Origin of the sequence: Vibrio fluvialis (assembly GCF_900460245.1) — a bacterium.
In the GTDB taxonomy this organism is placed as follows: Bacteria; Pseudomonadota; Gammaproteobacteria; order Enterobacterales; family Vibrionaceae; genus Vibrio; species Vibrio fluvialis.
Window position 1 is genome coordinate 828,511 of the sequence record NZ_UHIP01000002.1, and the last position, 24,457, is coordinate 852,967.

At 50.1% G+C, this 24,457-nt stretch carries 26 protein-coding genes and 1 pseudogene; 13 read left to right on the top strand and 14 right to left on the bottom strand.

Annotated features, from left to right (window positions below):
* Nucleotides 1-3 precede the first annotated feature (3 nt).
* Nucleotides 4-765 carry a 2-dehydro-3-deoxy-D-gluconate 5-dehydrogenase KduD gene (kduD, locus tag DYA43_RS18820; RefSeq protein WP_020328934.1) on the bottom strand — a complete coding sequence of 254 codons (762 nt, stop codon included), beginning with the start codon at nucleotides 763-765 and terminating at the stop codon, nucleotides 4-6.
* A 260-nt stretch (nucleotides 766-1,025) separates the two neighbouring features.
* On the opposite strand from kduD, the gene kdgR reads away from it, so the two are divergent.
* The 4 genes from kdgR (at nucleotide 1,026) to DYA43_RS18840 (ending at nucleotide 5,210) form a co-directional block, all read left to right on the top strand.
* Nucleotides 1,026-1,808, top strand: coding sequence for a DNA-binding transcriptional regulator KdgR (gene kdgR / locus DYA43_RS18825; protein ID WP_032080597.1), 783 nt, complete (start codon nucleotides 1,026-1,028; stop codon nucleotides 1,806-1,808).
* 83 nt (nucleotides 1,809-1,891) lie between these two features.
* Nucleotides 1,892-3,766 (top strand): putative nucleotidyltransferase substrate binding domain-containing protein, encoded by a 1,875-nt coding sequence (locus DYA43_RS18830; protein WP_061055372.1) that lies wholly within the window; start codon nucleotides 1,892-1,894, stop codon nucleotides 3,764-3,766.
* Nucleotides 3,767-3,769: 3 nt separating this feature from the next.
* Nucleotides 3,770-4,486, top strand: a complete 717-nt coding sequence (locus DYA43_RS18835; RefSeq protein WP_061055373.1) for an exonuclease domain-containing protein — start codon at nucleotides 3,770-3,772, stop codon at nucleotides 4,484-4,486.
* A gap of 115 nt (nucleotides 4,487-4,601) precedes the next feature.
* The gene (locus tag DYA43_RS18840; protein ID WP_020328938.1) at nucleotides 4,602-5,210 is read left to right on the top strand and encodes a 2OG-Fe(II) oxygenase; all 609 of its coding nucleotides are present in this window, start codon (nucleotides 4,602-4,604) and stop codon (nucleotides 5,208-5,210) included.
* A 60-nt stretch (nucleotides 5,211-5,270) separates the two neighbouring features.
* On the opposite strand, the gene DYA43_RS18845 is transcribed toward DYA43_RS18840, so the two are convergent.
* The 4 genes and pseudogenes from DYA43_RS18845 to DYA43_RS18860 form a co-directional block, all read right to left on the bottom strand.
* The gene (locus tag DYA43_RS18845; protein WP_061055374.1) at nucleotides 5,271-5,522 is read right to left on the bottom strand and encodes a Rho-binding antiterminator; all 252 of its coding nucleotides are present in this window, start codon (nucleotides 5,520-5,522) and stop codon (nucleotides 5,271-5,273) included.
* A 3-nt stretch (nucleotides 5,523-5,525) separates the two neighbouring features.
* Nucleotides 5,526-6,047, bottom strand: a complete 522-nt coding sequence (gene speG, locus DYA43_RS18850) for a spermidine N1-acetyltransferase (RefSeq protein WP_020328940.1) — start codon at nucleotides 6,045-6,047, stop codon at nucleotides 5,526-5,528.
* Nucleotides 6,048-6,128: 81 nt separating this feature from the next.
* Nucleotides 6,129-6,530: pseudogene (locus tag DYA43_RS18855) on the bottom strand (DUF2391 family protein); the annotation flags it as partial.
* Nucleotides 6,531-6,602: 72 nt separating this feature from the next.
* The gene (locus DYA43_RS18860; protein WP_061055375.1) at nucleotides 6,603-8,024 is read right to left on the bottom strand and encodes an aminotransferase-like domain-containing protein; all 1,422 of its coding nucleotides are present in this window, start codon (nucleotides 8,022-8,024) and stop codon (nucleotides 6,603-6,605) included.
* Nucleotides 8,025-8,121: 97 nt separating this feature from the next.
* Here DYA43_RS18860 and DYA43_RS18865 point away from each other — a divergent pair, with 97 nt between their 5' ends.
* Nucleotides 8,122-9,027: a DMT family transporter gene (locus DYA43_RS18865; protein ID WP_038127602.1), complete on the top strand. Its 906-nt coding sequence runs from the start codon at nucleotides 8,122-8,124 to the stop codon at nucleotides 9,025-9,027.
* Between the two features lie 48 nt (nucleotides 9,028-9,075).
* Here the strand turns inward: DYA43_RS18865 and DYA43_RS18870 are convergent, their stop codons facing one another.
* From DYA43_RS18870 to DYA43_RS18880, 3 genes are read right to left on the bottom strand one after another with little or no spacing between them, the layout of a single operon-like run.
* Entirely contained in the window at nucleotides 9,076-9,912 is an 837-nt protein-coding gene (locus DYA43_RS18870) for a CsgG/HfaB family protein (RefSeq protein WP_020328945.1), read from the bottom strand.
* Between the two features lie 23 nt (nucleotides 9,913-9,935).
* Entirely contained in the window at nucleotides 9,936-10,346 is a 411-nt protein-coding gene (locus DYA43_RS18875) for a curli assembly protein CsgF (RefSeq protein WP_225869396.1), read from the bottom strand.
* A 25-nt stretch (nucleotides 10,347-10,371) separates the two neighbouring features.
* Nucleotides 10,372-10,824 (bottom strand): CsgE family curli-type amyloid fiber assembly protein, encoded by a 453-nt coding sequence (locus DYA43_RS18880; protein WP_075990041.1) that lies wholly within the window; start codon nucleotides 10,822-10,824, stop codon nucleotides 10,372-10,374.
* Between the two features lie 263 nt (nucleotides 10,825-11,087).
* On the opposite strand from DYA43_RS18880, the gene DYA43_RS18885 reads away from it, so the two are divergent.
* The 3 genes from DYA43_RS18885 to DYA43_RS18895 all read left to right on the top strand — a co-directional run bounded on the left by DYA43_RS18885 (nucleotide 11,088) and on the right by DYA43_RS18895 (nucleotide 13,084).
* Nucleotides 11,088-11,729: a curlin subunit CsgB gene (locus DYA43_RS18885; protein ID WP_061055376.1), complete on the top strand. Its 642-nt coding sequence runs from the start codon at nucleotides 11,088-11,090 to the stop codon at nucleotides 11,727-11,729.
* 69 nt (nucleotides 11,730-11,798) lie between these two features.
* The gene (locus tag DYA43_RS18890; protein ID WP_020328949.1) at nucleotides 11,799-12,710 is read left to right on the top strand and encodes a hypothetical protein; all 912 of its coding nucleotides are present in this window, start codon (nucleotides 11,799-11,801) and stop codon (nucleotides 12,708-12,710) included.
* Between the two features lie 98 nt (nucleotides 12,711-12,808).
* A complete protein-coding gene (locus DYA43_RS18895; protein WP_020328951.1) occupies nucleotides 12,809-13,084 on the top strand; it encodes a hypothetical protein in 276 nt (91 codons plus the stop codon).
* Between the two features lie 43 nt (nucleotides 13,085-13,127).
* Here the strand turns inward: DYA43_RS18895 and malK are convergent, their stop codons facing one another.
* Nucleotides 13,128-14,252: a maltose/maltodextrin ABC transporter ATP-binding protein MalK gene (gene malK, locus DYA43_RS18900; protein ID WP_061055377.1), complete on the bottom strand. Its 1,125-nt coding sequence runs from the start codon at nucleotides 14,250-14,252 to the stop codon at nucleotides 13,128-13,130.
* Nucleotides 14,253-14,997: 745 nt separating this feature from the next.
* Between malK and malE the strand changes: the two genes are divergently transcribed.
* The 3 genes from malE (at nucleotide 14,998) to malG (ending at nucleotide 18,735) form a co-directional block, all read left to right on the top strand.
* The gene (malE, locus tag DYA43_RS18905) at nucleotides 14,998-16,179 is read left to right on the top strand and encodes a maltose/maltodextrin ABC transporter substrate-binding protein MalE (RefSeq protein WP_024375422.1); all 1,182 of its coding nucleotides are present in this window, start codon (nucleotides 14,998-15,000) and stop codon (nucleotides 16,177-16,179) included.
* Between the two features lie 79 nt (nucleotides 16,180-16,258).
* Nucleotides 16,259-17,830, top strand: a complete 1,572-nt coding sequence (gene malF / locus DYA43_RS18910) for a maltose ABC transporter permease MalF (protein ID WP_024375421.1) — start codon at nucleotides 16,259-16,261, stop codon at nucleotides 17,828-17,830.
* Between the two features lie 14 nt (nucleotides 17,831-17,844).
* Complete coding sequence (gene malG, locus DYA43_RS18915; protein ID WP_020328957.1) at nucleotides 17,845-18,735, top strand: maltose ABC transporter permease MalG; 891 nt, start codon at nucleotides 17,845-17,847, stop codon at nucleotides 18,733-18,735.
* 338 nt (nucleotides 18,736-19,073) lie between these two features.
* Here the strand turns inward: malG and DYA43_RS18920 are convergent, their stop codons facing one another.
* Complete coding sequence (locus DYA43_RS18920) at nucleotides 19,074-19,325, bottom strand: hypothetical protein (RefSeq protein ID WP_061055378.1); 252 nt, start codon at nucleotides 19,323-19,325, stop codon at nucleotides 19,074-19,076.
* A gap of 135 nt (nucleotides 19,326-19,460) precedes the next feature.
* Nucleotides 19,461-19,952: an acyl-CoA thioesterase gene (locus tag DYA43_RS18925; protein WP_020328959.1), complete on the bottom strand. Its 492-nt coding sequence runs from the start codon at nucleotides 19,950-19,952 to the stop codon at nucleotides 19,461-19,463.
* 337 nt (nucleotides 19,953-20,289) lie between these two features.
* Here DYA43_RS18925 and DYA43_RS18930 point away from each other — a divergent pair, with 337 nt between their 5' ends.
* Nucleotides 20,290-20,871, top strand: coding sequence for an acyl-homoserine-lactone synthase (locus DYA43_RS18930; RefSeq protein ID WP_020328960.1), 582 nt, complete (start codon nucleotides 20,290-20,292; stop codon nucleotides 20,869-20,871).
* Nucleotide 20,872: 1 nt separating this feature from the next.
* Here the strand turns inward: DYA43_RS18930 and DYA43_RS18935 are convergent, their stop codons facing one another.
* From DYA43_RS18935 to DYA43_RS18945, 3 genes are all read right to left on the bottom strand, one after another.
* Nucleotides 20,873-21,595 carry a LuxR family transcriptional regulator gene (locus DYA43_RS18935; protein ID WP_061055379.1) on the bottom strand — a complete coding sequence of 241 codons (723 nt, stop codon included), beginning with the start codon at nucleotides 21,593-21,595 and terminating at the stop codon, nucleotides 20,873-20,875.
* Nucleotides 21,596-21,740: 145 nt separating this feature from the next.
* On the bottom strand, nucleotides 21,741-22,502 hold the full coding sequence (locus DYA43_RS18940) for a DeoR/GlpR family transcriptional regulator (protein ID WP_020328962.1): 762 nt from the start codon (nucleotides 22,500-22,502) through the stop codon (nucleotides 21,741-21,743).
* Nucleotides 22,503-22,665: 163 nt separating this feature from the next.
* Complete coding sequence (locus tag DYA43_RS18945; protein ID WP_020328963.1) at nucleotides 22,666-23,568, bottom strand: DMT family transporter; 903 nt, start codon at nucleotides 23,566-23,568, stop codon at nucleotides 22,666-22,668.
* A 99-nt stretch (nucleotides 23,569-23,667) separates the two neighbouring features.
* Between DYA43_RS18945 and DYA43_RS18950 the strand changes: the two genes are divergently transcribed.
* Nucleotides 23,668-24,456 carry an AraC family transcriptional regulator gene (locus DYA43_RS18950; protein WP_061055380.1) on the top strand — a complete coding sequence of 263 codons (789 nt, stop codon included), beginning with the start codon at nucleotides 23,668-23,670 and terminating at the stop codon, nucleotides 24,454-24,456.
* Nucleotide 24,457: the final 1 nt, after the last annotated feature.

Consider the following 24,457-nt stretch of genomic DNA (forward strand, 5'->3'; position numbering starts at 1 on the left):
TAATTAACGGGCTAACCAGCCGCCATCAACCGCTACGGTGTAACCGTTGATGTAGTCTGATGCTTTCGACGCCAGGAAGATCACTGGGCCTGCCAGATCTTCCGGTGTACCCCAACGACCCGCCGGGATGCGATCCAGAATCTCTTTGCTGCGATCTTCATCAGCACGCAGCGCAGCAGTGTTGTTGGTTGCCATGTAGCCCGGTGCAATTGCGTTCACGTTGACGTTGTGTTGCGCCCACTCGTTGGCCATCAGGCGAGTGATGCCCATGACGCCGCTCTTTGATGCGGTGTAAGACGGTACGCGGATACCACCCTGATAAGACAGCATGGACGCTACGTTGATGATCTTGCCGCCTTCACCTTGTGCAATGAACTGTTTCGCCACCGCTTGAGACATGAAGAAGACGGACTTGATGTTGATGTTCATCACGTCATCCCAGTCTTTTTCGCTGAATTCAATCGCGTCATTACGACGGATGATGCCAGCGTTGTTGACCAGAATATCGATGCGGCCCAGCTCAGTCACTGCGCGGTCGATGATGGATGGGATGTCGTCCAGAACCATCAGGTTAGCTCGGATATCAACGAACTTACGTCCGGTTTCTGCCATTTTTGCGATAGTTTCAGTCGGTTCAACAATGTTTACACCCACGATGTCACAACCTGCTTTAGCCAGGCCAAGTGCCATACCCTGACCAAGACCAGTGTCACAACCCGTGACGATAGCGACTTTGCCTTCCAGGTTAAATGAATCAAGAATCATAACGTTTTCCTCAGTGGTAGCTGGTTTTTGAGTGGCGGCGAGTTGGCCATCTCAGTTCGTATGTCTGTATCGTGGATCAAAAAGAAACCTAAGGCAATTATTTTTGAAAAGGTGTTTTAAAAATATTGATGGTGATCTTCTTTTTTGATGATGGAATACTTGCGCGGTTTCAAATTTTTGAAAAGGCTTTTTAAAAATTGTGGTACACAGAAAGTGAGCGGTTATAATAGGCGCTAACAAGAAAACACAAAGGTTCTACAATGGAAAAGTCAACTCAACCGGAAGCGGTATCTTCGGTTCTGAAAGTCTTCAGCATTCTTCAGGCCCTGGGCGAGCAGAAAGAAATTGGTGTTTCGGAACTGTCTCAACGTCTCATGATGTCTAAAGCCACGACCTATCGTTTCCTGCAAACCATGAAATCCATGGGCTTTGTGGCTCAGGAAGGGGAAGCGGATAAATACAAACTGACCCTGAAACTGTTTGAGCTGGGCGCAAAATCCCTTGAGTACGTCGATCTGATTGAGTTAGCGGACAAAGAGATGCGTTATATCTCTGAGCAGACCAACGAAGCGTTGCACTTAGGTTCGCTGGATGAAAACGCCATCATCTACATCCACAAAATCGATTCTGGCTACAACCTGCGCATGCAGTCGCGCATTGGTCGCCGCAACCCGCTGTACAGTACCGCGATTGGTAAAGTGCTGCTGGCTGAACGCGACGAGCAGTTTGTACGCGATACTCTGGAAGGGGTGGAGTTCATCAAACACACGGATCGTACGCTGGAAAATGTTGAGCAACTGCTGGAAGAGCTGGCGCTGGTTCGCACTCAACACTATGCGGAAGACAATGAAGAACAAGAACCGGGTCTGCGCTGTATCGCTGCACCTGTCTATGACCGCTTTGGTCATGTGATTGCGGGCTTGTCGATGTCGCTGCCAACCATCCGTTTTGATGAACAACGCATGGGTTACTACGTGGACTTACTGCAAACGGCAGGTCGCAATATCTCGCTTCAGCTTGGTTATAACAATTACCCGGCTTAGGCAAAAAAATTAGCAGCCGTCGGGCTGCTTTTTTTAGTATCATTTTTTGTATTGAAACGGCGTTTTGAAATGAGGAGGGCGGTGTGGGCTCATCATTAACCCCTAATATTTATGACTTTCTTATCAAGCTCGATCCGTTTGATAAGTTGCCCTCCGAGATTGTTGAATCGCTCGCGAATCACGTCAAAGTGCGCTATCTGGCAAAAGGCGAAAAAATAGAGTTCAGTGCATTGTGCCAAGAACGTTATCTCTACATCATTCGCACCGGGGCGATTGAGCAGAGAAGGCGCGACGGTCAGTTGCGTGCCCGCTTGGGAGAAGAGGACCAGTTTGGTTTTACTTTTCTCGCGCCGCTGAAAGATGCCGAAGATGGCTATCAGGCTGAAGCGATTCAGGACTCACTGCTTTATCTGGTGCCGCACACCGATGTGCAGACCGTTTGCCAGGAGCATCCGGAATTTGCCAACTACTTCGCATCCCATGCGCAGTTGCGCTTAACGTCGGCAGTCAACGATGCCGCTGGTCGTGAAGAGGACAAAGGGCTGTTTTTCCGCCGCGTCGGGGAAATTGCCAGCGAAAATATCGCGATTGTCGATGTCAACACGCCGATTCAGGATGTGGCGCAAACCATGTGTGGTGAAGAGCGCAGCCGCAGTTCGTGCGCGGTGGTGATGCGCGATGGTGAAATTGTCGGTGTGGTGACCGACCGGGACATGACCCGCAGTGTCGTGGCGACCGGTATCGGTATTCATGAGCCTATCAGTACGGTGATGACTCAAAATCCGCAACTGATTCAGGCCGATGACAAAGTGATTCAGGCCATCTCCATCATGCTGCAATACAACATTCGTTGCCTGCCGGTGGTGAAGGGGAGCGAGGTGGTCGGCTTACTGACCACGTCACATCTGGTCCACAACCATCGCACACAAGCCCTGTTTCTGATTGAGAAAATCAAATACGCCAGTTCCGTGAATGCGCTGGCGGCGCTCAATGTGGAGAAGCAGTCTATTTTTGAATCGCTGGTTGAAAGCGGCGTGAGCGCAGAAATTCAGGGACGGGTGATGTCGATGATCATGGATGCGTTTACCCGCCGCCTGTTGCAGATCAACGAGGAACTGCTTGGGCCGCCGCCGTGTGATTATGCCTGGGTCGTCGCGGGCTCGCATGCACGTAATGAAGTGCATATGTTGTCCGACCAAGACAGCGCTCTGGTATTGGCGGAGGATGCCAAGCCTGAAGATATGCTCTATTTCACCCATCTGGCGATGCGCGTATGCAACGGCTTGGCGGCGTGTGGCTATCCGCTGTGTGACGGCAAATACATGGCCGCGTCACCGAAATGGTGTCAGCCGATTCAGGTATGGAAAGAGTATTACCGCAAGTGGGTGGCCAGCCCGGAATACAATAAACTGCTCAGTATCAGTGTGTTTCTTGAGGTGCGTTCGATTTACGGCAACAGCGAACTGGTGGAAGAGCTGCAACAGCACCTGCATCAGTGTATTCAGAACAGCCAGAATTTCTTGCCGGCTCTGGTGCGCGACGCGATTGATACGCAGCCGCCGCTGGGGATTTTCAATAATCTGGTGCTGGAGAAAGGCGGCGACAACAGCAACACACTCAATATCAAAAAATATGCCCTGAACCTGATTATCGACCTGGCACGGATATTCAGTCTGGCGGCTGGCGGTTCAATGACCGGCACCGAAGAGCGTTTTCGCTTTGCGGCTCAGCAGGGCACGATGTCCGAAGACAGCTGTCAGAACATTATCGGCGCCTACAAATTCATTACTCAGGTTCGTTTTCAGCATCAGTTGCAGGCTCTGCGTGAAGGCAAAGAGCCGAACAACCATATTTCACCGGACTCTTTCAGCAGCTTTGAGCGCAAACACCTGAAAGACGCGTTTAAAATCATCAGTGAGCTACAGGACGTAGCCAAACTCAGGTTTGTAAAAGGATAAACGATGCTTAATGCATTGAAACGCCGCTTTGGCGGCGGCTACCACAAGATGGTGAAACAGCATCAGCTATTGGCCGCCCGCCGCGATTGGCCAACAGGGCTTGAACACTATTTCAGTCAGGCACTGCCAAGCCCGGAAGCCTTGGTGTATCAGATGGATATGGTGGCGTTTGATTTTGAAACGTCAGGAGTCAACGCCAGTCAGGATCAGATCCTGAGCATTGGCTGGGTGGGAATGACGATGGATCACATCGATGTCGCCGCCAGTGAAGAGCTGTTCGTTCGTCATCCCGAGTTTGTGACGGCGGACTCTGCGGTCATCAATCACATCACTCCCGATGTGTTGTCACAGGGCGTCATGCTGGATGACGCAATGGATCAGTTGTTCAATCAGCTGGCCGGAAAAATCGCACTGGTGCACGGCGCCTGCATTGAACGGGCGTTTGTGGCGCAGTACATGCGCGAGCGCTTCGGTGTCGAGCATTTTCCTTGCGTGTGGATAGACACGCTGCACATCGAAAAGCAGATGACCTACGCCGGTAAAAAAGCGCCGGGCACCAGCTTTCAGCTCAATGATGTACGCCAGCGCTACGCCCTGCCACAATACACCGCGCACTCTGCCGCGATTGATGCCCTTGCCACGGCCGAACTCTTTACCGCGCAAATGAAATCGCTGTTTAAGAACCATCCGCCGAAGCTGTCTAAGCTGATCGCGCCCTGATTCATCGCGCTCATCCATCAACAATTTTTATTGACCTTGTGGACAAATAATCAGATTTGTTGCTTTGCCGTCCTGCCGTTATAACGCCTTCTTTCGTCAACATGCATTGAAAATTATGGCTTTAGACGCGTTATTAGACGCCATCGCCGAACAGGGATGGTTTATTTGGGATGACTTCCTGACCGCAGAGCAGGTACAGTCTCTCAGAGATTGTGCTCCGGAAAACTGGAAGCGCGCTCGCATTGGCCGCAATGACGATTTGCAGCGGGAAACGACGATTCGCAGCGACAAGATTCAGTGGCTCAGCCAGAATATGGCACAGCCGGTTCAGGATTATCTTGAGCGCATGGAGCAGATTCGTCAGGCCGTTAACCGGGACTTTTTCCTTGGGCTATTCGAGTACGAGGCGCATTTCGCTAAGTATGAGCAGGGCGACTTTTATAAGAAGCATCTTGATGCGTTTCGCGGGCAGGAAAACCGTAAGCTGACGACGGTGTTCTACATGAACGAAGCGTGGCAACCCGCTGATGGCGGTGAGCTGAAAATCTACGATCTTGACGATCAATTGATTGATACTGTCGCTCCGGTTGCCGGGCGCTTAGTGGTGTTTTTGTCAGAGAAATTTCCCCACGAAGTCCTGCCGACGCACGCGGATCGCGTCAGTATCGCAGGTTGGTTTCGTACCAACGGCGTGACGGCGAATAAGCTCGATATCGCCAACTGAGTGTGAACGCATATTTTTGATGGAAAAGCCGCGATTCTGAAGCCAGAAGCGCGGCTTTTTTTACTGTTGCTGAAAGTGAATATCGCTGAAGTGCGGATTGTCGCTCAGTGCCTGCATGCGAACGAGCGCAGTGGTTTCAATCCAATGCTCGCGGCTGTTGTCCTCAACAATAATGCACTCCTGACGCGCCGCATTGCGCCCGGTGTCTTTGGCTGTGCCCTGAATGACCGAACCGTCTTGCAGTGTCAGTGCTACGGGCAAACGGTAGAGGCAGGCAATCTCGATGTAGTCATACTGGCTGCAGGAAATCATGCTTTACTCACTTTTGCTCAGGTAGTCATTTTGCAGAATGTACATGCGTTTCACGTCGCGATAGCGGCCGTTAATGAAGAACTCCTGCACCAGATGACCTTCCTCGACAAAGCCGCACGATTCATACAAATGGACCGCTTTTTCGTTGTCAATCGCAACATGGAGGTAAATTTTGTGCAGGTTGAGAATGGTGAACGAGTAGTCGAGCGCCTTGTTGATCAGAGTGCGGGCAAAACCTTTACCCTGATGGTCCGGCGTGATGATGATTTGAAATTCTGCACTGCGGTGGATGTAGTTGATTTCAATCAGCTCGACCAGACCCACCAGTTCTTTGTCGTCGTTCTCGACCACAAAACGGCGTTCGGCGTTGTCGTGAATGTGCTTGTTGTACAGCTCTTCCAGCTCATCAAACGATTCATAAGGCTCTTCAAACCAGTACGACATGATGTTGCGGTTGTTGTTCAGATTATGAATAAAACGCAGGTCTCCGCGTTCTAGAGCTCTGAGGCTTAACTGATTTTTCATAACGATTCCTGACTAAGCTTGGTGTGGCGTCTGCTGATGAATATATCGCGGATTTATTGCAAAACAAGCCGTTACCAACAATTATTCTTTATCGAAACTGTCCACCACAATCGCCCCCATCGACGCCGGCATCGCAATCACAATGATGCGTTTGAGCGACACGATCGGTTCGGCGAGCAGCGGCAGTTTATCCAGTGCCAGCAGCACGAACCCGACCACCAGTGCAGTGATGACGTAAGCAATCAGAATCCGGAACACAAACACCGGAACTCGGGCACGAATATTACTCTGAAACACACTGCCGTAGGCGAACACGCCGAGAAAACCGAGAGAGAGTGTCAGCAGCAGCAGTAAGTTGGGCAGCGGCAGAGATGTGCCGAGCTGCCACGCCTCTTCTGAAAAGGAGATGGGGACCGCCAGTGCAAATGCTCCGACGCAAACTTGTCCCGCATCTTCCAAGTTAAAACTGAATTTCATCGATTTCTTCCCAGCTCTCTGATTCTTTTGCTCTTTTCACTGTACGCTCCACAAACGGATTTGGCGAGTTTCGCTGCGTCAGGAGCGCAGTTGCTTGACGATGATCGCAGCCAATGTTTGCAGGCTGTGCAGCCATTGCTGCTCATCGTCGAGAGTCGCAACGCTGAAGCGAATGCAGTGATTGAATTGGCCTTGGGTCGCGAACAAGTGGCCGGGCAGAAGACTGATTTTTTGCTCCAGACACTCCTGATATACCCGGTAGGTGTCGACTTCGAGTGGCAAAGTCAGCCAGCACAGAAATGAGCCTTCTGGTCGCGATAAGTGATAACGCCCAGCGAGTTGAGGCTCGTGGCTGAATGCCTGATTAAGCAGACGGGCAAAGCGTTGCTGATGCTGCTGATAGACCCGGCGCATTCGGGCCAGATGCGTGCGATATTTGCCTGAGGTCAGAAACTCCGCCACGGCGGATTGCATCAGATTAAGACTGCCCATGTTTTCACTCAGCAGCACTTTTTCGATTTGATCCATATAGCGCCCGGCGACCATCCAGCCAATGCGCAATCTTGAATCGAGCGTCTTTGACAATGAGTTGATGTAAATGACCCGTTCCTCGGTATCGAGCGCTTTCAGATTGGGCAGAGCCTCATTAAAACCGAGGCTGCCGAATACATCGTCTTCAATAATGGGAATGTTGTGGGTGACGTCCAACAACGCCTGCCGATGGCTGAGCGGCATCTGCGCGCCAGTAGGGTTATTGAAATTGGGCGTCACCAGCAAAGCTTTAATCGGCCAGCGTTCAACGGCTTCTTTCACCGCATCAATATCAATGCCGGTGGCGGTGTGGCTGGGGATCTCCACCACCTTCAGCCCCAGTGATTCCAGCAACAGTAAAGTACCGAAATAGCAGGGGGATTCGACGGCCACGATGTCACCCCGCTGGGTCAGCGCGCGAAAAGCCAGGCTGATCGCCTGCTGGCCGCCGTGGGTGATGGCGATGTCGCTGAGCTTGGCCTCGATGCCCAAATCGCGGCTGATCTTGCGCAACTGGCGCACCAATTGATCATTACCCGGTGGCAGTTGGTAGTGGCTGGGAATGTGGGTTTGCATGCGGCTGTGGCGACCGATTTCGGCATACAAACTGCGAATGGCCGGAGAATCTGTGCTCGGATGCGCCGAACCTGCGGGCATATGATGCTTCACAGCGGGCTGGATAAGAATTGATTTGGACATCGACAGCAGGTCGACCCGTGAAGGAGAGTGGGCCTGCGCTTCGGCTTTGTGTTGACGCTCGGCCACACGATAACCGGAGCGCGGGACGGAATAGATCCAGCCCTGCGCTTCCAGTTCCTGATAGGCGCGGATCACGGTGTTTTTCCCCACCGCCTGACTTTCACACAACTGGCGAATCGACGGCAGTTTGTCGTGTGCCTGAAACAAGCCATTTTCCATCGACTGACGCAACTGCGCCTCGACTTCGCTGTATTTGCAATCGTCCTTCATTCTGTACCCATTCAAATGGCAGAAACTGTGCCTTTTTAGTTTTTCTGTACCCAATTAAAGTAACGTCATCGTGACTCAGAAAGCCAGAGATTTTTCCATGCTCGTCAAAATGATTCCTTTCCTGTTTGTTGTACTTTGGGCGTCCGGCTTCGTCGGTGCTCGCTTTGGGCTGGCGTATGCCGAGCCCATGACTTTCTTAACTTTGCGTATGGTGTTCAACGTGCTGCTGTTTGCGGTGCTGATCGCTGTGCTCAAGCGCCGCCTGCCTACGGGTAAACAGTTCTGGCATTCGTGTGTGTCTGGCTTATTGATTCATGGTCTTTATCTGGGCGGCACCTATCAGGCAATTTACTGGGGCATGCCTGCCGGCCTGACTTCTCTTCTGGTGGGTATTCAGCCGATATTCACTGCGTTGCTGCTGGTGTGTATGGCGACCGAACGTTTTAACTTAGCTCAGTGGCTGGGACTCGCAATGGGCTTTGCTGGTATCAGTTGTGTACTGCTGGGTAACATCGAATGGCAATCTGATGCGCACAAATGGGCCGCGATCGGCATGTGTGTGATTTCTCTCGCCGGTATTACGCTGGGAACGCTGTATCAGAAGAAATTCTGTCAGGGTGTCGATCTGATTGGTGGTGCGCTGGTGCAATATGTGGCGGCAGCGGCGTTGCTACTGCCCGCGGCGGTGAGCTTTGAAACCATGCAGGTGGATTGGACGCCGACCTTTATTATGACGCTCGCTTGGCTCGTGGTTGTGTTGTCGTGCATCGCCATTCTGCTGCTACTGTATATGGTGGAGCACGGTGCTTCGTCGAGCGTCGCCTCTGTGTTTTATCTGGTGCCGCCGACTACGGCGATTCAGGCGTGGATCTGCTTTGGTGAATCGTTTGACATGCTTGGTGTGCTGGGTTTTGTGATGGCAGCCATGGCGGTCTATCTGGTGGTGAAAAAGCCAGTACTCTTTCGCCCTAAGCTATCAGCGGCGCTAAGCCGCGAAGTGTGAACAAAGCCTGATATTAAAAGCAACCCCGCCAATGTGCGGGGCTTTTGATTACAGAATTTCAATCGTCTGTCCCGCATAGCGCTTAAGCACGGGGTTGTTCAGCTGGGCTTTATCTGCGGGTTGCCATAAGCCACGCCTGATGCCATCAACCACCATATGGATGACGGCGGAATCGATGGCCGACATAATCGCCACGTTAACCGGTTCATTATTGGTGTAGCCCGATTCCAGTTCTAACAAGTCCTGATAGGCGATATAGCGAAACACACTCGCGGAAATTTCATGGGAAAAAATGGTTTTGCTGGTGGTGACGCTTAATACAATTTGGCCGGTACGCACATCGACAGCACGCAGGTTGACGGTGACCTGATCCATTCGGTATTCGCCATAAGTCGCGATGCCTAAATAGCCGATCCCGCTGCCGCCGGATTTCATGTCTGACTCATAACCAATAATGCCGCCTTCAATCACCAGATTGGCCGCCTTCAGCGCGGGCAAATCGTCGCCGATGTTGCTGGGCGATTCATCTTTTTTCTGCGCTGCGCGAATGATTTTGCGTTCAGTCAGCAGGTTTTGTAGTCCTTCCCGTTCCAGTGGCAAAAACCAGCCCGAGTCCATCAGCGCGGTGGTCAGCATCGAGGTGCCGCCCTGAGTGACCGCGGTTGAAAAGCTACTGTTGGGTGAAGATTTGTATTGCCCGGTCTGGTCACGAAAATCGTACACCGACACCTGAATCTTGCCTTTCGGCAGAGGCAGTTTGGTCAGATCGTTGTAGGTAGGGCCACGTGGCGTGAGGGTCGGCGCCTCGTCCGCATCAGGAATAGACATAGAGTTTGAGCAACCACCGATGGCGAGCACCAGTGTCAGCAGCATCCATTTTTTCATTTTTTGTTGTCCCTATTGGTTGCTTATAGCCCGGATACTTCAATGGATGTCGATTCGCCGGTGGATTTGTCGATGATGGAAATCGTCATCGAACCGTCGTTATCGGTCACGATGATGGAGTAATCATCGGTTTCAATACTGCCCGCCTCACCGGATGACAGCAGTTGGCTGATCAGTCTGGATTGCAGGGTTGAAGTTAATGACGAAAGCAGCGAAGAGGAGCTGCTGCTGTCATCATCGGCTTCATAATCGTTGATCGCTTCGGCGCGGTTGAACAGGTGCGTGGTATTGAGCGGATTGCCGCCAAAGGTCGGGTTGACGGGTTCATACACCAGCGCCGAGCCCAAGGCGGGGGAGGCGAGCAATCCCCCACCGCTGAGGGCGAAGACCAAGCTCAATGCGGAGCAGATTTTTCGGTTCGTGTGCTTATTCATCTCAGTGTCCTTTCTGTCGCTACTTTCACAGCTCGTCATGAGCAAGGTCAAAAGTATCCGAATACAAACGTTGGATTTTCCAACGTGTTAAGTAAGTTCTTACTATGTCCGCCGCGGCCTTGGCTTTCTCCTGCGCCTGTCGGGCGCCCGGCGATAAGGTGGTGCGATACACCAGCTTCTGCGCATGCCAAACGCTGATAATGCTGCCCTGAGAGGCCGTTGCCCGCTCTTTTACGGTGAGGTTCTCTTTTAGGTCCTCGTGTTGATCGTTGATGTAGCGGGAAAACTCGGTGTAAAAATTATTGCCAAAGCGGGTCATCGTGCGGTCGATGATCAGCCCATCGATATCGTTCAGATTCAGTGGCTCGTTATTCTCCAGCTGTTGGTTATTTTCCAGCTTTCCTGAGTCTTCCTGACTGGCGGACACACTTGCTGAAGTAAGCAGGAAACTTAAAGAGAATGCATATACGACACTCATATTTTTCATTGAAATTACCATAGGTAAATAAGCGTCTGACAATGGCTTAATGTTAGTTTTAATTAAAGGTTTTTGAAATAAACCAAAGTGTTAGTTTGAATAAAACTCCTCTAATACTAAATGCGGATATATGCTTGTTTACAAGACAACTAAATAATAAAAATTTACTTATCAATATTAATTTAAAGTTGATGGTGAAAAGCAATTATCCCTATTAATCTATTTCTTCGAGAACACACAGTTCTTTACGTCAGGGAGGAAATATGTCCAACCGTATTACTGCCTACGTCATGAAGTTGTTTATGTTGATCGCTCTGGCAATCGTCTCTGCTGGTGTCGCTTGGTCGGCCCAGCGCCCAGGACATTCGGGTCATGATTTGATTGCTATCGGTTATGGTGATTCATCCATGGGTGGTTTTGGCAACGGTATTGGTGATTTGAGTACTTTCAATGAATTGGAAGACATTGTGACCGCCGATAATTATGCCGAAGTGGAAATGGAAAATGCCATTGGAGGCCGAGTGTCAATTCAGCAGTTGAGTGGATTGACAGGCAACAAAGCCAAAGTTGTCCAGCAAAACAGCCGAGGAAGTGAGGCGAGAATCTGGCAAGGCGGTTCTGAGAATATTGCGTTGGTTACTCAAACCGGAACAGGAAATGAAGCATTTATTGGCCAACATGGTTATTCCAATAATGCGTGGATAAATCAAAACGGTAATTACAATATTGCCGCGATTATTCAAAACGGTTCCGGAAGTTCCATGAGTATTAATCAACGTAGTAATAATAATCAGGCTTATCTTGTCGATAATGGAGGTTCTAATTATGGCATCAGTCAAAATGGTAATGACTACGTTGCGATAATTGGGGGCTCAGGTATCAATGTATTTGTTACGCAATATTAATCATCATAGCGAACGATATATCGATACATGTCTATTCAAATGTAACAATATGATATAAAGGAAATTGTCATGAAAACAAAACTAGCTCTATTTATCGCAGCTGCGTTGGCGTCTGGTAGCGCCCTGGCAAACAATAATGCAACCGCTAACCTTTTCCTGACTGACGACTCAGATGTGTCGATCACTCAGGTTTCTCCTTTCCAGGGTAACGATGCGGTGATCAATTCTGGTTTCTCTTCAGACAACACGCTGACGATTTATCAGTTTGGCGGTCAGAACGATGCGCAAATTGATGCGGCTGTGGTAGAAGATTCAACGCTAGCGGTGACTCAGCGTGGTTTTGGTAACGAAGGCACCATTACGGCACTGGGTGCTGATAACGCAGACTTCTCTATCGACCAGTCTGGTGTGTCGAATGAAGCCAACATCAGCACTGAGAATTTCAACCATCACGCTTATTCTTACGACAATGACACCGTCAGTGTGGTGCAGAATGGCGCACACAACACCACGGATGTCACGTTGAAACACGGCACCGACGACAGCACCGTCACGCTGGCTTCGTACGGCAATTCGAACGATGTTGATGTTGTGCTGGATTGGGCTGACGGCAGCACAGTGACAGGGACTGTGGTTGGTGACAACAACGTGGCGGATGTTCTGATCGACAGCGGTTTTGGCAATGATGTGACCTTTACTCAAAACGGTTCGGCTAACAATCTGGATGTCGATGTGATGTACGCGGACGACAACACCATTGGTGTGGCGCAAACTGGCGTTTCCAACGATGCTGACATCGACGTGATGCACAGCTCTGACAACGATATATACGTAACTCAAACTGGCTTCAACTCAGAAGCGAACGTTTATGTTAACTGGAGTAACGCTAACAGTATCTCTGTTCTGCAAACTTCTGGTGACGTTGCGAACGTGAGCCTGGTTGGCAGCAACTCAAATACTGTGAATATTGCACAGTACTAACAACATCAGGTTTGGCTATGAAAACCTTGTATACAGCGGCGCTCTGCGCCGCTTTTTTTCTTGCGTCGCCGTTGAGTGCCGCAAAGAAGGAGGTGGTAATGGAAACCTCATTGTTGAATGGCAAAATTCACATTGCCTGCGCCTACGGGGATGACCAGAAACTGCGGTTAACGTTGGTCAGTCAGCCGGATTTCTCCGGTTCGGTGCGGGCTGAATCGGTCTCTGGCAGCCGCATTTTGCATCGCCTGCAAGGACAGACCACTCTTAATCTCGGACTGAGCGCAGAGCAGTTGCCAGTCAAGCTGACGGCGGGTGATGAGAAAGGCGAAAGCGAAACGATAGCGCTTGGCGAACAATGTAAAACGGCCCCTTAACTGAGTTAAGAGGCCGTTGTGTTATTTTGCGGTTGGCAACGGATTACGCGTCGCTAAACTCAACGCCTTTTTCTTTGAACATACGCTGACATGCGCGGCCATCACTGTGGAACAGGTGGCAGCGGTGCGCCGGAATACCGATGGTCAGGGTATCACTGACTTCAATATCCAGAGTATCTGGCTGGCGGTAGATGATGTCTGAGTCCGAACCTTTCACGTTCATGTATACCTGAGTTTCGTTACCCAGTTTCTCTACGATCATCACTTTGCCTTCGATGCGCGCATCACCTTCGCCTGCTTCCACCAAATGCTCAGGACGAACACCCAGCGACATGCGAGATCCCGGAGTGACCGTTGTGCCATCCACCGGAATCCAGAACGAGAAGCCGTTGGACAGGCGCACTTTCACGCGCTCTTTCTCTGCTTCATCAACAGTCACGCTCATGAAGTTCATCTTCGGTGAACCGATAAATCCCGCCACAAAGCGGTTTTGCGGGTAGTGATACAGTTCTAGTGGTTTACCCACTTGCGAGACAAAACCGGCATCCAGCACCACAATCTTGTCTGCCATGGTCATCGCTTCCACCTGGTCGTGGGTAACGTAGATCATGGTGCAACCCAGTTTGCGTTGCAGCTTGGTGATTTCAGAACGCATCTGCACACGCAGCGCCGCATCAAGGTTAGACAGCGGTTCGTCCAGCAGGAATACATTCGGTTGAGAAACCAGAGTACGGCCGATAGCCACACGCTGACGCTGACCGCCGGATAGCGCTTTAGGTTGACGATCCAGCAGGTGGCTGAGCTGAAGAATATCGGCAGCGTGTTCTACACGTTTGCTGATTTCACTCTTGTCGGCTTTGGCCAGTTTCAGGCCAAACGACATGTTATCGTACAGATTGAGGTGAGGGTAAAGCGCGTAAGACTGGAACACCATGCCGACGCCACGTTTGGACGGTTCGATGTCGTTCATGCGTTCTTCGCCGATGAACAGATCGCCGGAGGTGATATCTTCCAGGCCGGCAATGCAGCGCAGAAGGGTTGATTTACCACAGCCTGACGGGCCAACGAAGACCACAAATTCGCCTTCTTTGATGTCCAGATCGACATTCTTGGAAATCAGCACATCGCCGTAAGCTTTACATACATTTTTTAACGTGACACTCGCCATCTAGCTCGTCCTCGGATCAAGATTTTTTAATGATTACTGCCCTTCATTATATGAAATTTCTTATAAAAAAATGACTTACAGGCAATAACAGTAGGAATACGTTTTTAGGTGAATCCACACTCAGATGAGCGTGTCTGATTTCTGCGGTCGTGCCGCACACCGTTTTATGTTTGTCTATCGAAGAGCTGGCAGGCAAGAAAAGAAAGGGTGATGTCTTCAGACAAAGGGTCTGAAGAAAGCATCACCCATCAAAGCCAAGAATCGGTTTGCTTCCCCCGGCACAGATGCGCGTCTCCCCCGTACAATAATTACCACGAACGCACGATCTGTGACAGCAAACCAATTCGGCGATGCAAGCCAGTACAATCTGACATACTGGAAAGGGTTCTTACCATCCACTCTTGGATGTGCTTAGTTTCCGTAAAGTGAACTATCAATACATCCTCCTAATCACTTTTTTTGCAGGGGGAGTAGAAAAGGAGGAGGTGGAGGAGGGGTAAAAACGCCGAGTTAGATCCAGTTCAAATTATTGATTGCCATGAACTTGAGGTTGATCACAAACCATGTTTTTTTTGTGACTGTTCTCTCGAACTCTGGACGATAGAGATCACGAAAATACGCCATAATGCAAAGGGCGTAGGGAGTAGGATGATGAGGAAGTGCCCGTTTTTTCTGATGATATATGGCGAAATACGGCGAAACCTCATCTGGTGAGCCCTACAACACTAATAAAAAGGATATGAACATGAAAAACGCCCTAAGCACTGTAGCGCTAAGTACTTTGGTTGCTCTTGGTTCGTTTGGTGCACACGCTGCTATTCAAGAAGGACAACTTACTATCTGGATCAACGGTGACAAAGGTTACAACGGTCTGGCTGAGGTGGGTAAAAAGTTTGAAGCTGACACAGGTATTAAAGTGACAGTTGCTCACCCTGATGCACTTCAGGACAAGTTCCCTCAAACAGCTGCCACTGGTGATGGTCCTGATATCGTGTTCTGGGCTCATGACCGTTTTGGTGGTTACGCAGAAGCGGGTCTGCTGACTGAAATCAAACCGTCACAAAAAGTAAAAGACGGCATCGTAGATTTCGCTTGGGATGCAGTGAAATACAACGGCAAACTGATCGGTTACCCAATCGCGGTTGAATCTCTGTCTCTGATTTACAACAAAGACCTGGTTCCAAACCCACCGAAAAGCTGGGAAGAAGTGGCTGCTCTGAATGAAAAACTGAAAAAAGACGGCAAATCAGCGATCATGTGGAACCTGAAAGAACCGTACTTCACTTGGCCACTGATGGCGGCTGATGGCGGTTACGCATTCAAATACACGTCTGACGGTTACGACGTGAAAGACGCGGGTATCGACAAGAAAGGCGTGAAAGAAGCGATGAACTTCGTGAAAGGCCTGGTTGACAAAGGCGTGATTTCTGCGGATATGGACTACTCAGTGTCTGAAGCTGAATTCAACAAAGGCAACACAGCCATGACCATCAACGGTCCTTGGTCTTGGAGCAACATTGATAAATCAGGTATCAACTACGGTGTCACCACTCTGCCGAAATTCAACGGTCAGTCTTCTAAACCATTCGTAGGCGTACTGACTGCTGGTATCAGCACCGCTTCTCCAAACAAAGATCTGGCTGTAGAGTTCATCGAAAACTACCTGCTGACCAACGATGGTCTGCGTGCGATGAACAACGACAAACCACTGGGCGCGGTTGCTCTGAACTCTTTCCAACGTGAACTGGATTCAGATGCTCGTATCGCAGCGACCATGGACAACGCAATGAACGGCGAAATCATGCCGAACATTCCACAAATGAACGCGTTCTGGGGTGCAGCGAAAAACGCAATCATCAACATCGTTGATGGCCGCCAGACTGTAGATGCCGCTCTGGCAGATGCAGAAAAACAAATGACAAAGTAAGTACACTTTCGTCTATCTTTTGAGGAGGGGGCAACCTCTCCTTACTTTCTAAGTTTTTATTTCGCTAGCAGGTTGTTCTATGCAGTCAATTCAAGGTACAGAGGCGATGTCAGCACCAGCAACGACACTTCCGGCCAACAAGCGCGCATTCATCAAATGGGCCGTATTAGGCGCAGTGGGTATCGTGAATGGCTATGCAACGATTCTAATGTATTCCCGTGGTGAGCTGGCGTTTGCCTTGCTGACCCTTATCCTTACTGCTCTTGCTCTCTACATTTTCGGCAGTAAGAAAACTTACGCGCATCGTTATATCTATCCAGGTATCGCTGGGATGATCCTATTCATCCTGTTTCCTTTAGCCTATACGGTGAACCTGGCGTTTACCAACTACAGCGCGAAGAACCAGCTTTCCTTTGAGCGTGCTCAATCTGTCCTGATGGACCGTACGTTCCAAAGTGGGGAAAGCTACCCATTCAATCTCTACAGCACCGATGAAGGTTACCGTATCTCCATTGAAGACGGTGAGACGTTGTACGCGACTCAGCCTTTCTCTATCACCAGTGTGCCGTCGGATCTCGACTTGGCTCCGGTAGATGCAATGAGCGGTGACAAAGAGCCAATCAAAACCATCATCAGTAACCGCAATGCGTTGGGCAGCCTGGATCTGCACTTCCCGTCGGGTGACGACATTCGCATGAGCGGACTGCGCAAATTTGCGGCGGTGGTTCCGCTGTATACGCTGCAGGAAGATGGTGAAACACTGGTCAACAACCAGTCGGGTGAGACGCTGCGTCCGAACATGGAAGTGGGTTTCTACCAACCGATTGATGAGAATGGTCAGTTTGTCGGTAACACTGTCTCTCCGGGCTTTATCGTTTCCATCGGTACGCACAACTTTGAACGTGTGTGGAAAGACGATGGTATCAAAGAACCGTTCATCAGCATCTTCATCTGGACGGTGGTGTTCTCGGTACTGACGGTGATCTTCACTCTGATCATCGGTCTGGTGTTGGCAAGTGTGGTGCAGTGGGAAGAGCTGAAAGGCCGTTCTGTGTACCGTGTGCTACTGATTCTGCCTTACGCGGTACCGGCATTTATCTCGATTCTGATCTTTAAAGGTCTGTTTAACCAGAGCTTTGGTGAAATCAACATGGTGCTGCAAGCGTTGTTTGGTATCAGCCCGGCATGGTTCTCGGATCCGTTCCTGGCGAAAAGCATGGTGATGATCGTCAACACTTGGTTGGGTTTCCCTTACATGATGATTCTGTGTATGGGTCTGCTGAAAGCCATTCCGGATGACTTATACGAAGCCTCCGCGATTGACGGCGCCAACTTCGTGCAGAACTTCACTAAGATCACTCTGCCACTGATGATCAAACCGTTGACACCGCTGTTGATTGCAAGCTTTGCCTTTAACTTCAATAACTTCGTTATGATTCAGTTGTTGACGGCGGGTGGTCCGAACATGATTGGTACGTCTGAGCCAGCGGGTTACACCGACCTATTGGTGAGCTACACCTACCGTATCGCGTTTGAAGGTGCTGGTGGTCAGGACTTTGGTCTGGCAAGTGCTATCGCAACCCTGATCTTCTTGTTGGTGGGCGCTCTGGCGCTGCTCAACCTACGTTTTACTAAAGTCAGTCAGAATTAAGAGGAGCGACGACGATGGCAATGGTTCAAGGCAAATCGCTCAAATACCGTGTGTGGGCATCACACATCGCACTGTGCACATTTTTGGCGCTCATCATCTTCCCGTTACTGATGATTGTCGCTATCTCATTCCGTGAAGGTAACTTCGCAACGGGCAGCATCATTCCGGATAATCCGTCTCTGGAACACTGGAAACTGGCGCTGGGCTTCTCGGTCACGAACGCCGATGGAAGTGTAACACCACCGCCGTTCCCGGTACTGACCTGGCTGTGGAACTCAGTGAAGATCGCGGCGATTTCATCGGTGCTGATCGTGTCGCTGTCGACCACATCGGCTTATGCTTTCGCCCGTATGCGTTTCAAAGGCAAAGAGACCATCCTGAAAGCGATGATGATTTTCCAGATGTTCCCTGCGGTTCTGGCACTGGTGGCTATCTACGCGCTGTTTGACAAACTGGGGCAGTACATTCCGTTCCTGGGGCTGAACACGCATGGCGGTTTGATCTTCTCTTACCTGGGCGGTATCGCACTGCATGTATGGACGATCAAAGGTTACTTCGAAACCATCGATAATTCGTTGGAAGAAGCGGCAGCGCTGGATGGCGCAACCCCATGGCAAGCGTTCAAACTGGTATTGTTACCGCTGTCTGTGCCAATTCTGGCGGTGGTATTTATCCTGTCGTTTATCATGGTGGTGGGTGAAGTTCCTGTAGCATCTTTGCTACTTTCTGATGTAAACTCGTACACACTTGCGGTTGGTATGCAGCAGTATTTATACCCTCAAAACTACTTGTGGGGCGACTTCGCGGCAGCGGCAGTCTTGTCTGCATTACCTATCACTATCGTATTCCTGCTTGCGCAGCGCTGGTTGGTCGGAGGACTGACGGCTGGCGGTGTCAAAGGATAACAACGATAAGGGCGACCGAGAGGTCGCCCATTTTGTATCCCCTTAACACTTTTGGTTTGGCCGCCGATCAGTTAAGAAGGGTGCAAATTCTGGCGTTACGCATAGCTGGCTGTTAGCTCTATTCCTTACTATCAACGACTAACAGTTTTTGTAACCAAAACCTGAGCATAGCTCAGGTTTTTTTATGTCTGTCGTTTATGGCAATTAAGGTGTACTCGCAGGCCATTGGGTAACGCGAGCCAGTATATAGCGGGCAAACAGGGACAAAAGGGGGGGCGCATGGGAGTGCGAGCGAGATCTGAATTGTTGTTGCAATGCGTTCTATCAATACAGAAAAATCAGAACTCACGACTGGATGGCGCACAACCTATGTATTGCAACAGTACATACAGACTCTCTTGTTGCAGCGCGACTTTACGAAACAGATCAGCAAACGTCTCATCGCCGCCAAAGCATGCCTTGATGTAATGGTTAATCTCCGTTGACTGGTAGCCTTCGACATACATGGTTCGTACCCACTGATACTCGACAGCTTTTGGGTTGGTTAAAGTAGTTTCACTGAGCGTGATATCGCTGAGGGTTAATGCCATTGGTGTGTTTTCTCTGTCCTTTCAGGCACACGTTTGCCTGTTAATCGGGCATTAAAGCAGAGAAAAATGAAGGTTCGATGACAAAGATGACAGAAGAGAGAAAACGCCGCAGTGAATGACTGCGGCGCAAAGGGGTTATTTCGCTTTGAGGTATTTGACGTGCGCTTCCATCTCTTCACCGATTTCGGTGCGCATGTTCATCAACCGCACGGCAGAATTGCGCAGGGCAATGTCTTCATCGCTGGTCGGAATCCATTCAGGAACGGCCGTCGGTTTGCCGTTTTCATCCACCGCCACCATGATGACGATGCAGTGAGTGGTCAGGCGATTTTTCAGCTCTTTCGGGTCGCATGCTTGCACGTCGATCGCAATGTGCATTGAGGTTTTACCGGTATAAATGACCTTCGCGCTGACTTCGACCAGGTTGCCAACGTGGATCGGTGCCACAAAGCGAATACCGCCAGCATAAGCCGTAATGCAGTATTTACCACTCCATGCGGCAGAACAGGCGTAGGCTGCCAGGTCGATCCATTTCATCACGGCGCCGCCATGAACTTTACCACCAAAATTTACATCACCAGGCTCTGCTAAAAAGCGCAGAGTAATATCACGTTTGCCACTGCTCATTGGCTGTTCCTTCATTGTTTGACACGGACAGGGGAATTAGCAGTACTAATAACGAATCTATAACTTAATCGCAATATTTTGTTCATTTTGTTTTTGATTCGGTATTTCAGGCAAGAAAAAACCCCTTTTGCGTGATGCAAAAGGGGCCATGTCGGAAGGGTACGAATTATTTTATAAATCTGCCGTACCTGATTTTTTAAGCCAACTGATTGCTAGTAATTCAGTTGGCTTGATAATAATGTAATCAAAGTCACTGCGTAACTGTTCGATCGGACAGGTTTCGTCACCTAAGAGATTGTTTAGCGTGATTTCTCCCTCAACAAAAAGGAGAAGTCCGATGAGTATCTCAATCCATAGTTATCAATTCACCACTGTACCTGCTCAGGATTACCGAGCGTTGCTGAAACTGCGCTACAAAGTGTTTTCGGAACGTTTGCACTGGGAGCTTGAAACCCATCAGGGGCTGGAGAGCGATGAGTACGATATCCCGAGAGCCCACTACCTCTATGCCAAAGGCGATGAAGGGCACCTGATTGGCTGCTGGCGCATTCTGCCGACCACACAGAGCTACATGCTCAAAGATACCTTTCCCGAGCTTCTGGGCGACGTTCAGGCACCGCAAGGTGAGCGTATCTATGAACTCAGTCGCTTTGCGGTCGATAAGGAGTTTTCTGCTCAGTCGGGTGGGGTCAGCAATGTCACGATGAAGATGTTTCAGTCGCTGTACCACCATGCGCAGAGTCAGGGGATTGAACGCTACGTAACGGTGACATCGACCGGAGTGGAAAAACTGATCAAACGTTTGGGTATTCCGTGTGAGCGGGTCGGCGATCAGCAGGTCCACATGTTGGGTGATACCCGCTCAGTCGCACTGCTTATTCCAATGAATGAACGTTACCGAGACAGCGTGGGGGCCTGATTCAGACGTAAGGATTAATGTAGCCACCTAAAATGGCTTTAGTGATAGCTTGGTAGCGATTCGTCGCGCCAAGCTTTTTACATGCGTTGGAAATATGGAATTTCACTGTACGCTCTGAGGTATCGATGATCTTGGCGATCTCCCAGGCACTTTTCCCTTCTGCGGCCCAGGTCAGGCATTGGGTTTCACGAGCCGTCAGCTCCGCGCGCGGCGCGGCGTCTTTATGGCAACGGGCAATGTTGTGAATGTTGTGCGACAGGAGCGGAATGATCAACTGCGAGGTCTGAATCGCTTCGCTGTTCAGCTCATAGTGACGGATGTCTGAGGTGGCAAAGCTCAGCATTCCGAATTCACCGCGTAATCCGTGTACCGGAATCGAAAAACCTTCTTTGAGGCCATTGATCCGCGCCTCTTCAAACATTTCATTCGCTTTGCCGCTCAGGCGTGGAAGGTGGGACCACTGAATCGGCAGAAAGTTGGTCATGCTGTACTGCACAATAGGGTCGACGTGCATGAAGCCAGCTTCATCGTATTGCTGACGCCAGCTGGCCGGATAGTTATCGGTGATCAGCATTTCGTTGGTGGTCAGCGTCGGCTGCAGCGACAATCCAAACAGGAAGTATTCGTGGTCGATGATGTTATTGAGCGCCGACAGCGTGTTCTCCAAACCTTCATAGCTGGTAATTTGTTGGTTTTCTTGAATAAGACGGAGAATTTTCTGCATAAAGGGCAATAATCTAATAACAACAATCAGATAGTGATATTTATATCAGATAAGCGCGAAAGGCAAGATGACATTTGTTTTCAGTCCGGATTACCTGCTGTAAACGCTGATAAACGAAAGAAAGCGCGAGTTTCGCGCTTTCTTATCAGGCCACCTGAATGGTCACTTCGTGTTCTTTCGCAAAGCTGGCGATCTCTTTTGGTGGCGGTTGATCGGTGATGATGAGATCCACATCGGCAAGCGTACCCAGTTTAACCATGGCATTACGGCCGAATTTGCTGTGGTCAACAGCGAGGAACACACAGCGGCTGTTTTCGATGATCGCGCGTTTTACGCGTACTTCGTGGTAGTCAAAATCAAGCAGCGAGCCATCGTAATCGATGCCACTGATACCAAGAATGCCGAAATCGAGGCGGAACTGAGAGATGAAATCCAGCGTGGCTTCACCGGTTACGCCGCCATCTTTATTTCGCACTTCACCACCGGCAAGAATGATACTGAAATCGGGCTTCGCCATCAGAATGGTCGCAACGTTGATGTTGTTGGTGACGATACGCAGATTGTGGTGCTCGTCCATCAGCGCGCGGGCGATGGCTTCTGGTGTGGTGCCGATGTCGATAAACAGCGTCGCCCCATCAGGAATGTGTTTCACCAACGCGGCAGCGACTTTCTCTTTTTCGCTTTGCGAGGTGACCTGACGGGTATGGTAAGAAGAGTTTTCTGAACTGGTGGTGATGGTCGCACCGCCGTGGTTGCGGCGCAATTTGTTCGCATCGGCAAGTTCATTCAGATCACGTCGAATTGTTTGTGGACTGACATTGAATCGTTCGACCAACTCATCGGTGCTGACAAAGCCCTGAGCCTGAACTAATTCGATGATTTCTTGATGGCGTTTTACCGCTTTCACTGGCATGTCCTTATACATTGAAGTAGTGCAAGTGTACGGTTTAGCGCACTAAATTCAATCGACTGGCGCGACTTTTGCAGCATTACTGCTCGTTTTAAGCTTCGTTTCACATAAAACGAACATATAAGGATGCCAATGTTTACATTTATGCGCATTTCGATGCTTACGCCTGAGGTGCCTTTTCGATTGGTTCCATGATTCGAACACGACGGCTTTTCATCTGAGACAATATGACACCGCTGATCACCATCAAGCCACCAATCAGATGATAAACATGAATACGTTCATCGAGCAGCCAGGCCGCCAGAGTGACAGACACCACAGGCAATAGGTTCATGAACATGGCGGTCGAGTCCGCCCCAATCGCGTCGATCGCTTTAACCCACATCCAAGGCGCCAACAGCGATGCGCCAATACCCGCATACGCGATCAGCGGTAGCGAACCATCGGTTGGCAAAATATGTTCACTGGTCAGCCACAGCGGAACCAGCATCACCACCGCGCACATCCCTTGCAGATAAATCAGCGTCCAGTTGCTCAATGGCATTTTCCAGCGTTTGAGCAGCACACAGTACAGGGCGTAAACCAATGCCGCCAATACCATCAGGCCATCGCCTTGCGTGACATCCTGATTCAGGAAGAACAGCACGTCGCCCTGACCGAGCATAAACGTCAGACCTGAAAGTGAAATCACGCCACCGACGATACTCAAACCGGAAATACGTTTGTTGAGCAGCGGCACGCTGATGAAGACGCTCATCAGTGGTACCAGAGAAGAAATCAGCGACATATTGGACGCGGTGGTAGTCAGCCCGGCGTAATAACCCAATGACTGGTTCAGCACCATGCCAAGCAGGGCCAGAAAGGCCAGTTTGGCAAGATAGGGTTTGATAATGTGACGCTGACGAATGACCGCCGGCAAGCAGAACGGAGTCAGCAACAACATGGCAAGAAACCAGCGATAGAAGCTCATCGCGCTGGGTTCGATGGTGGTCGATGCAATTTTATTGACGATGGCGTTACCGCCCCAAATCAGCACAGTAAACAGTGGAAGGAGATAAATCATGTGCGCCTCGTCGCAATTTGCGTGTTGGAAAGTAGTTTGACAGGTCTATATAATTACATATATCTCTAAAACGACATTGCGAGCGATAGGAAGACAAGTTTGAAAAAACGCGCCAGAAACCTTCACCCATCCTTATCAATTGAGCAGGCACCATCCGATGTGTTTATGAATTTCGAAGCGTTTCTTTCCAATACTGAAACGCGCGAACATAGCCATCCTTGGGGGCAGGTACAGCTGATTTCCGGCGGGATCCTGGAAATGGAAGCCGAAGACACCCGTTTTCTCGCTCCGCCGCATCTGGCGATCTGGGTGCCTGCGGGGATTCGTCACCGCAGCTATAACCGCAAACCGATCGAATATTGTTCACTCAATATCGCGGCGGCGATGACCACGGCGTTTCCGAGTAAAACCAGTCTGATCAAGGTGACACCGATCGTCTCCGCGATCATTGATGATTTTCGTCAACGGAAAATCAGTGTGGCAGAAACGCCGCAGGATCTGCGTTTGGTGCAGGTGTTGCTCGATCAACTGGCAACGCGCGAAACGCAGCACCATTTTCTGCCATCCAGCAATAATAAATATCTGGCACCGATTCTTGCGGCAGTGGAAGAGAACCCGACCGATGACACCAGTTTGCAGCAGTGGGCGGATCGGGTGCATACCACCGAAAGAACATTGGCCAGACATTGTCAGGCGGAGCTGGGGATGAGTTTTACCGAGTGGCGGCTGCGCGTGCGTTATCTTTATTCGATGGATCTGCTGCGCAATGGTCATTCGGTGAAAGAGGTGGCGCTGACGCTGGGTTATAACCAAGCCAGTCCGTACATTGCGATGTTCAAAAAATACTCCGGGCAGACCCCGGAGCAGTATAAGAACCGATTGCTGTAGT

What these genes read in the sequence shown, in the direction of transcription:
- kduD (WP_020328934.1), bottom strand. Translation starts at nt 765, where the DNA reads ATGATTCTTGATTCATTTAACCTGGAAGGCAAAGTCGCTATCGTCACG.
- kdgR (WP_032080597.1), top strand. Translation starts at nt 1,026, where the DNA reads ATGGAAAAGTCAACTCAACCGGAAGCGGTATCTTCGGTTCTGAAAGTC.
- DYA43_RS18835 (WP_061055373.1), top strand. Translation starts at nt 3,770, where the DNA reads ATGCTTAATGCATTGAAACGCCGCTTTGGCGGCGGCTACCACAAGATG.
- DYA43_RS18840 (WP_020328938.1), top strand. Translation starts at nt 4,602, where the DNA reads ATGGCTTTAGACGCGTTATTAGACGCCATCGCCGAACAGGGATGGTTT.
- DYA43_RS18845 (WP_061055374.1), bottom strand. Translation starts at nt 5,522, where the DNA reads ATGATTTCCTGCAGCCAGTATGACTACATCGAGATTGCCTGCCTCTAC.
- speG (WP_020328940.1), bottom strand. Translation starts at nt 6,047, where the DNA reads ATGAAAAATCAGTTAAGCCTCAGAGCTCTAGAACGCGGAGACCTGCGT.
- DYA43_RS18860 (WP_061055375.1), bottom strand. Translation starts at nt 8,024, where the DNA reads ATGAAGGACGATTGCAAATACAGCGAAGTCGAGGCGCAGTTGCGTCAG.
- DYA43_RS18865 (WP_038127602.1), top strand. Translation starts at nt 8,122, where the DNA reads ATGCTCGTCAAAATGATTCCTTTCCTGTTTGTTGTACTTTGGGCGTCC.
- DYA43_RS18870 (WP_020328945.1), bottom strand. Translation starts at nt 9,912, where the DNA reads ATGAAAAAATGGATGCTGCTGACACTGGTGCTCGCCATCGGTGGTTGC.
- DYA43_RS18875 (WP_225869396.1), bottom strand. Translation starts at nt 10,346, where the DNA reads ATGAATAAGCACACGAACCGAAAAATCTGCTCCGCATTGAGCTTGGTC.
- DYA43_RS18880 (WP_075990041.1), bottom strand. Translation starts at nt 10,824, where the DNA reads ATGAGTGTCGTATATGCATTCTCTTTAAGTTTCCTGCTTACTTCAGCA.
- DYA43_RS18885 (WP_061055376.1), top strand. Translation starts at nt 11,088, where the DNA reads ATGTCCAACCGTATTACTGCCTACGTCATGAAGTTGTTTATGTTGATC.
- DYA43_RS18890 (WP_020328949.1), top strand. Translation starts at nt 11,799, where the DNA reads ATGAAAACAAAACTAGCTCTATTTATCGCAGCTGCGTTGGCGTCTGGT.
- DYA43_RS18895 (WP_020328951.1), top strand. Translation starts at nt 12,809, where the DNA reads ATGGAAACCTCATTGTTGAATGGCAAAATTCACATTGCCTGCGCCTAC.
- malK (WP_061055377.1), bottom strand. Translation starts at nt 14,252, where the DNA reads ATGGCGAGTGTCACGTTAAAAAATGTATGTAAAGCTTACGGCGATGTG.
- malE (WP_024375422.1), top strand. Translation starts at nt 14,998, where the DNA reads ATGAAAAACGCCCTAAGCACTGTAGCGCTAAGTACTTTGGTTGCTCTT.
- malF (WP_024375421.1), top strand. Translation starts at nt 16,259, where the DNA reads ATGCAGTCAATTCAAGGTACAGAGGCGATGTCAGCACCAGCAACGACA.
- malG (WP_020328957.1), top strand. Translation starts at nt 17,845, where the DNA reads ATGGCAATGGTTCAAGGCAAATCGCTCAAATACCGTGTGTGGGCATCA.
- DYA43_RS18920 (WP_061055378.1), bottom strand. Translation starts at nt 19,325, where the DNA reads ATGGCATTAACCCTCAGCGATATCACGCTCAGTGAAACTACTTTAACC.
- DYA43_RS18925 (WP_020328959.1), bottom strand. Translation starts at nt 19,952, where the DNA reads ATGAGCAGTGGCAAACGTGATATTACTCTGCGCTTTTTAGCAGAGCCT.
- DYA43_RS18930 (WP_020328960.1), top strand. Translation starts at nt 20,290, where the DNA reads ATGAGTATCTCAATCCATAGTTATCAATTCACCACTGTACCTGCTCAG.
- DYA43_RS18935 (WP_061055379.1), bottom strand. Translation starts at nt 21,595, where the DNA reads ATGCAGAAAATTCTCCGTCTTATTCAAGAAAACCAACAAATTACCAGC.
- DYA43_RS18945 (WP_020328963.1), bottom strand. Translation starts at nt 23,568, where the DNA reads ATGATTTATCTCCTTCCACTGTTTACTGTGCTGATTTGGGGCGGTAAC.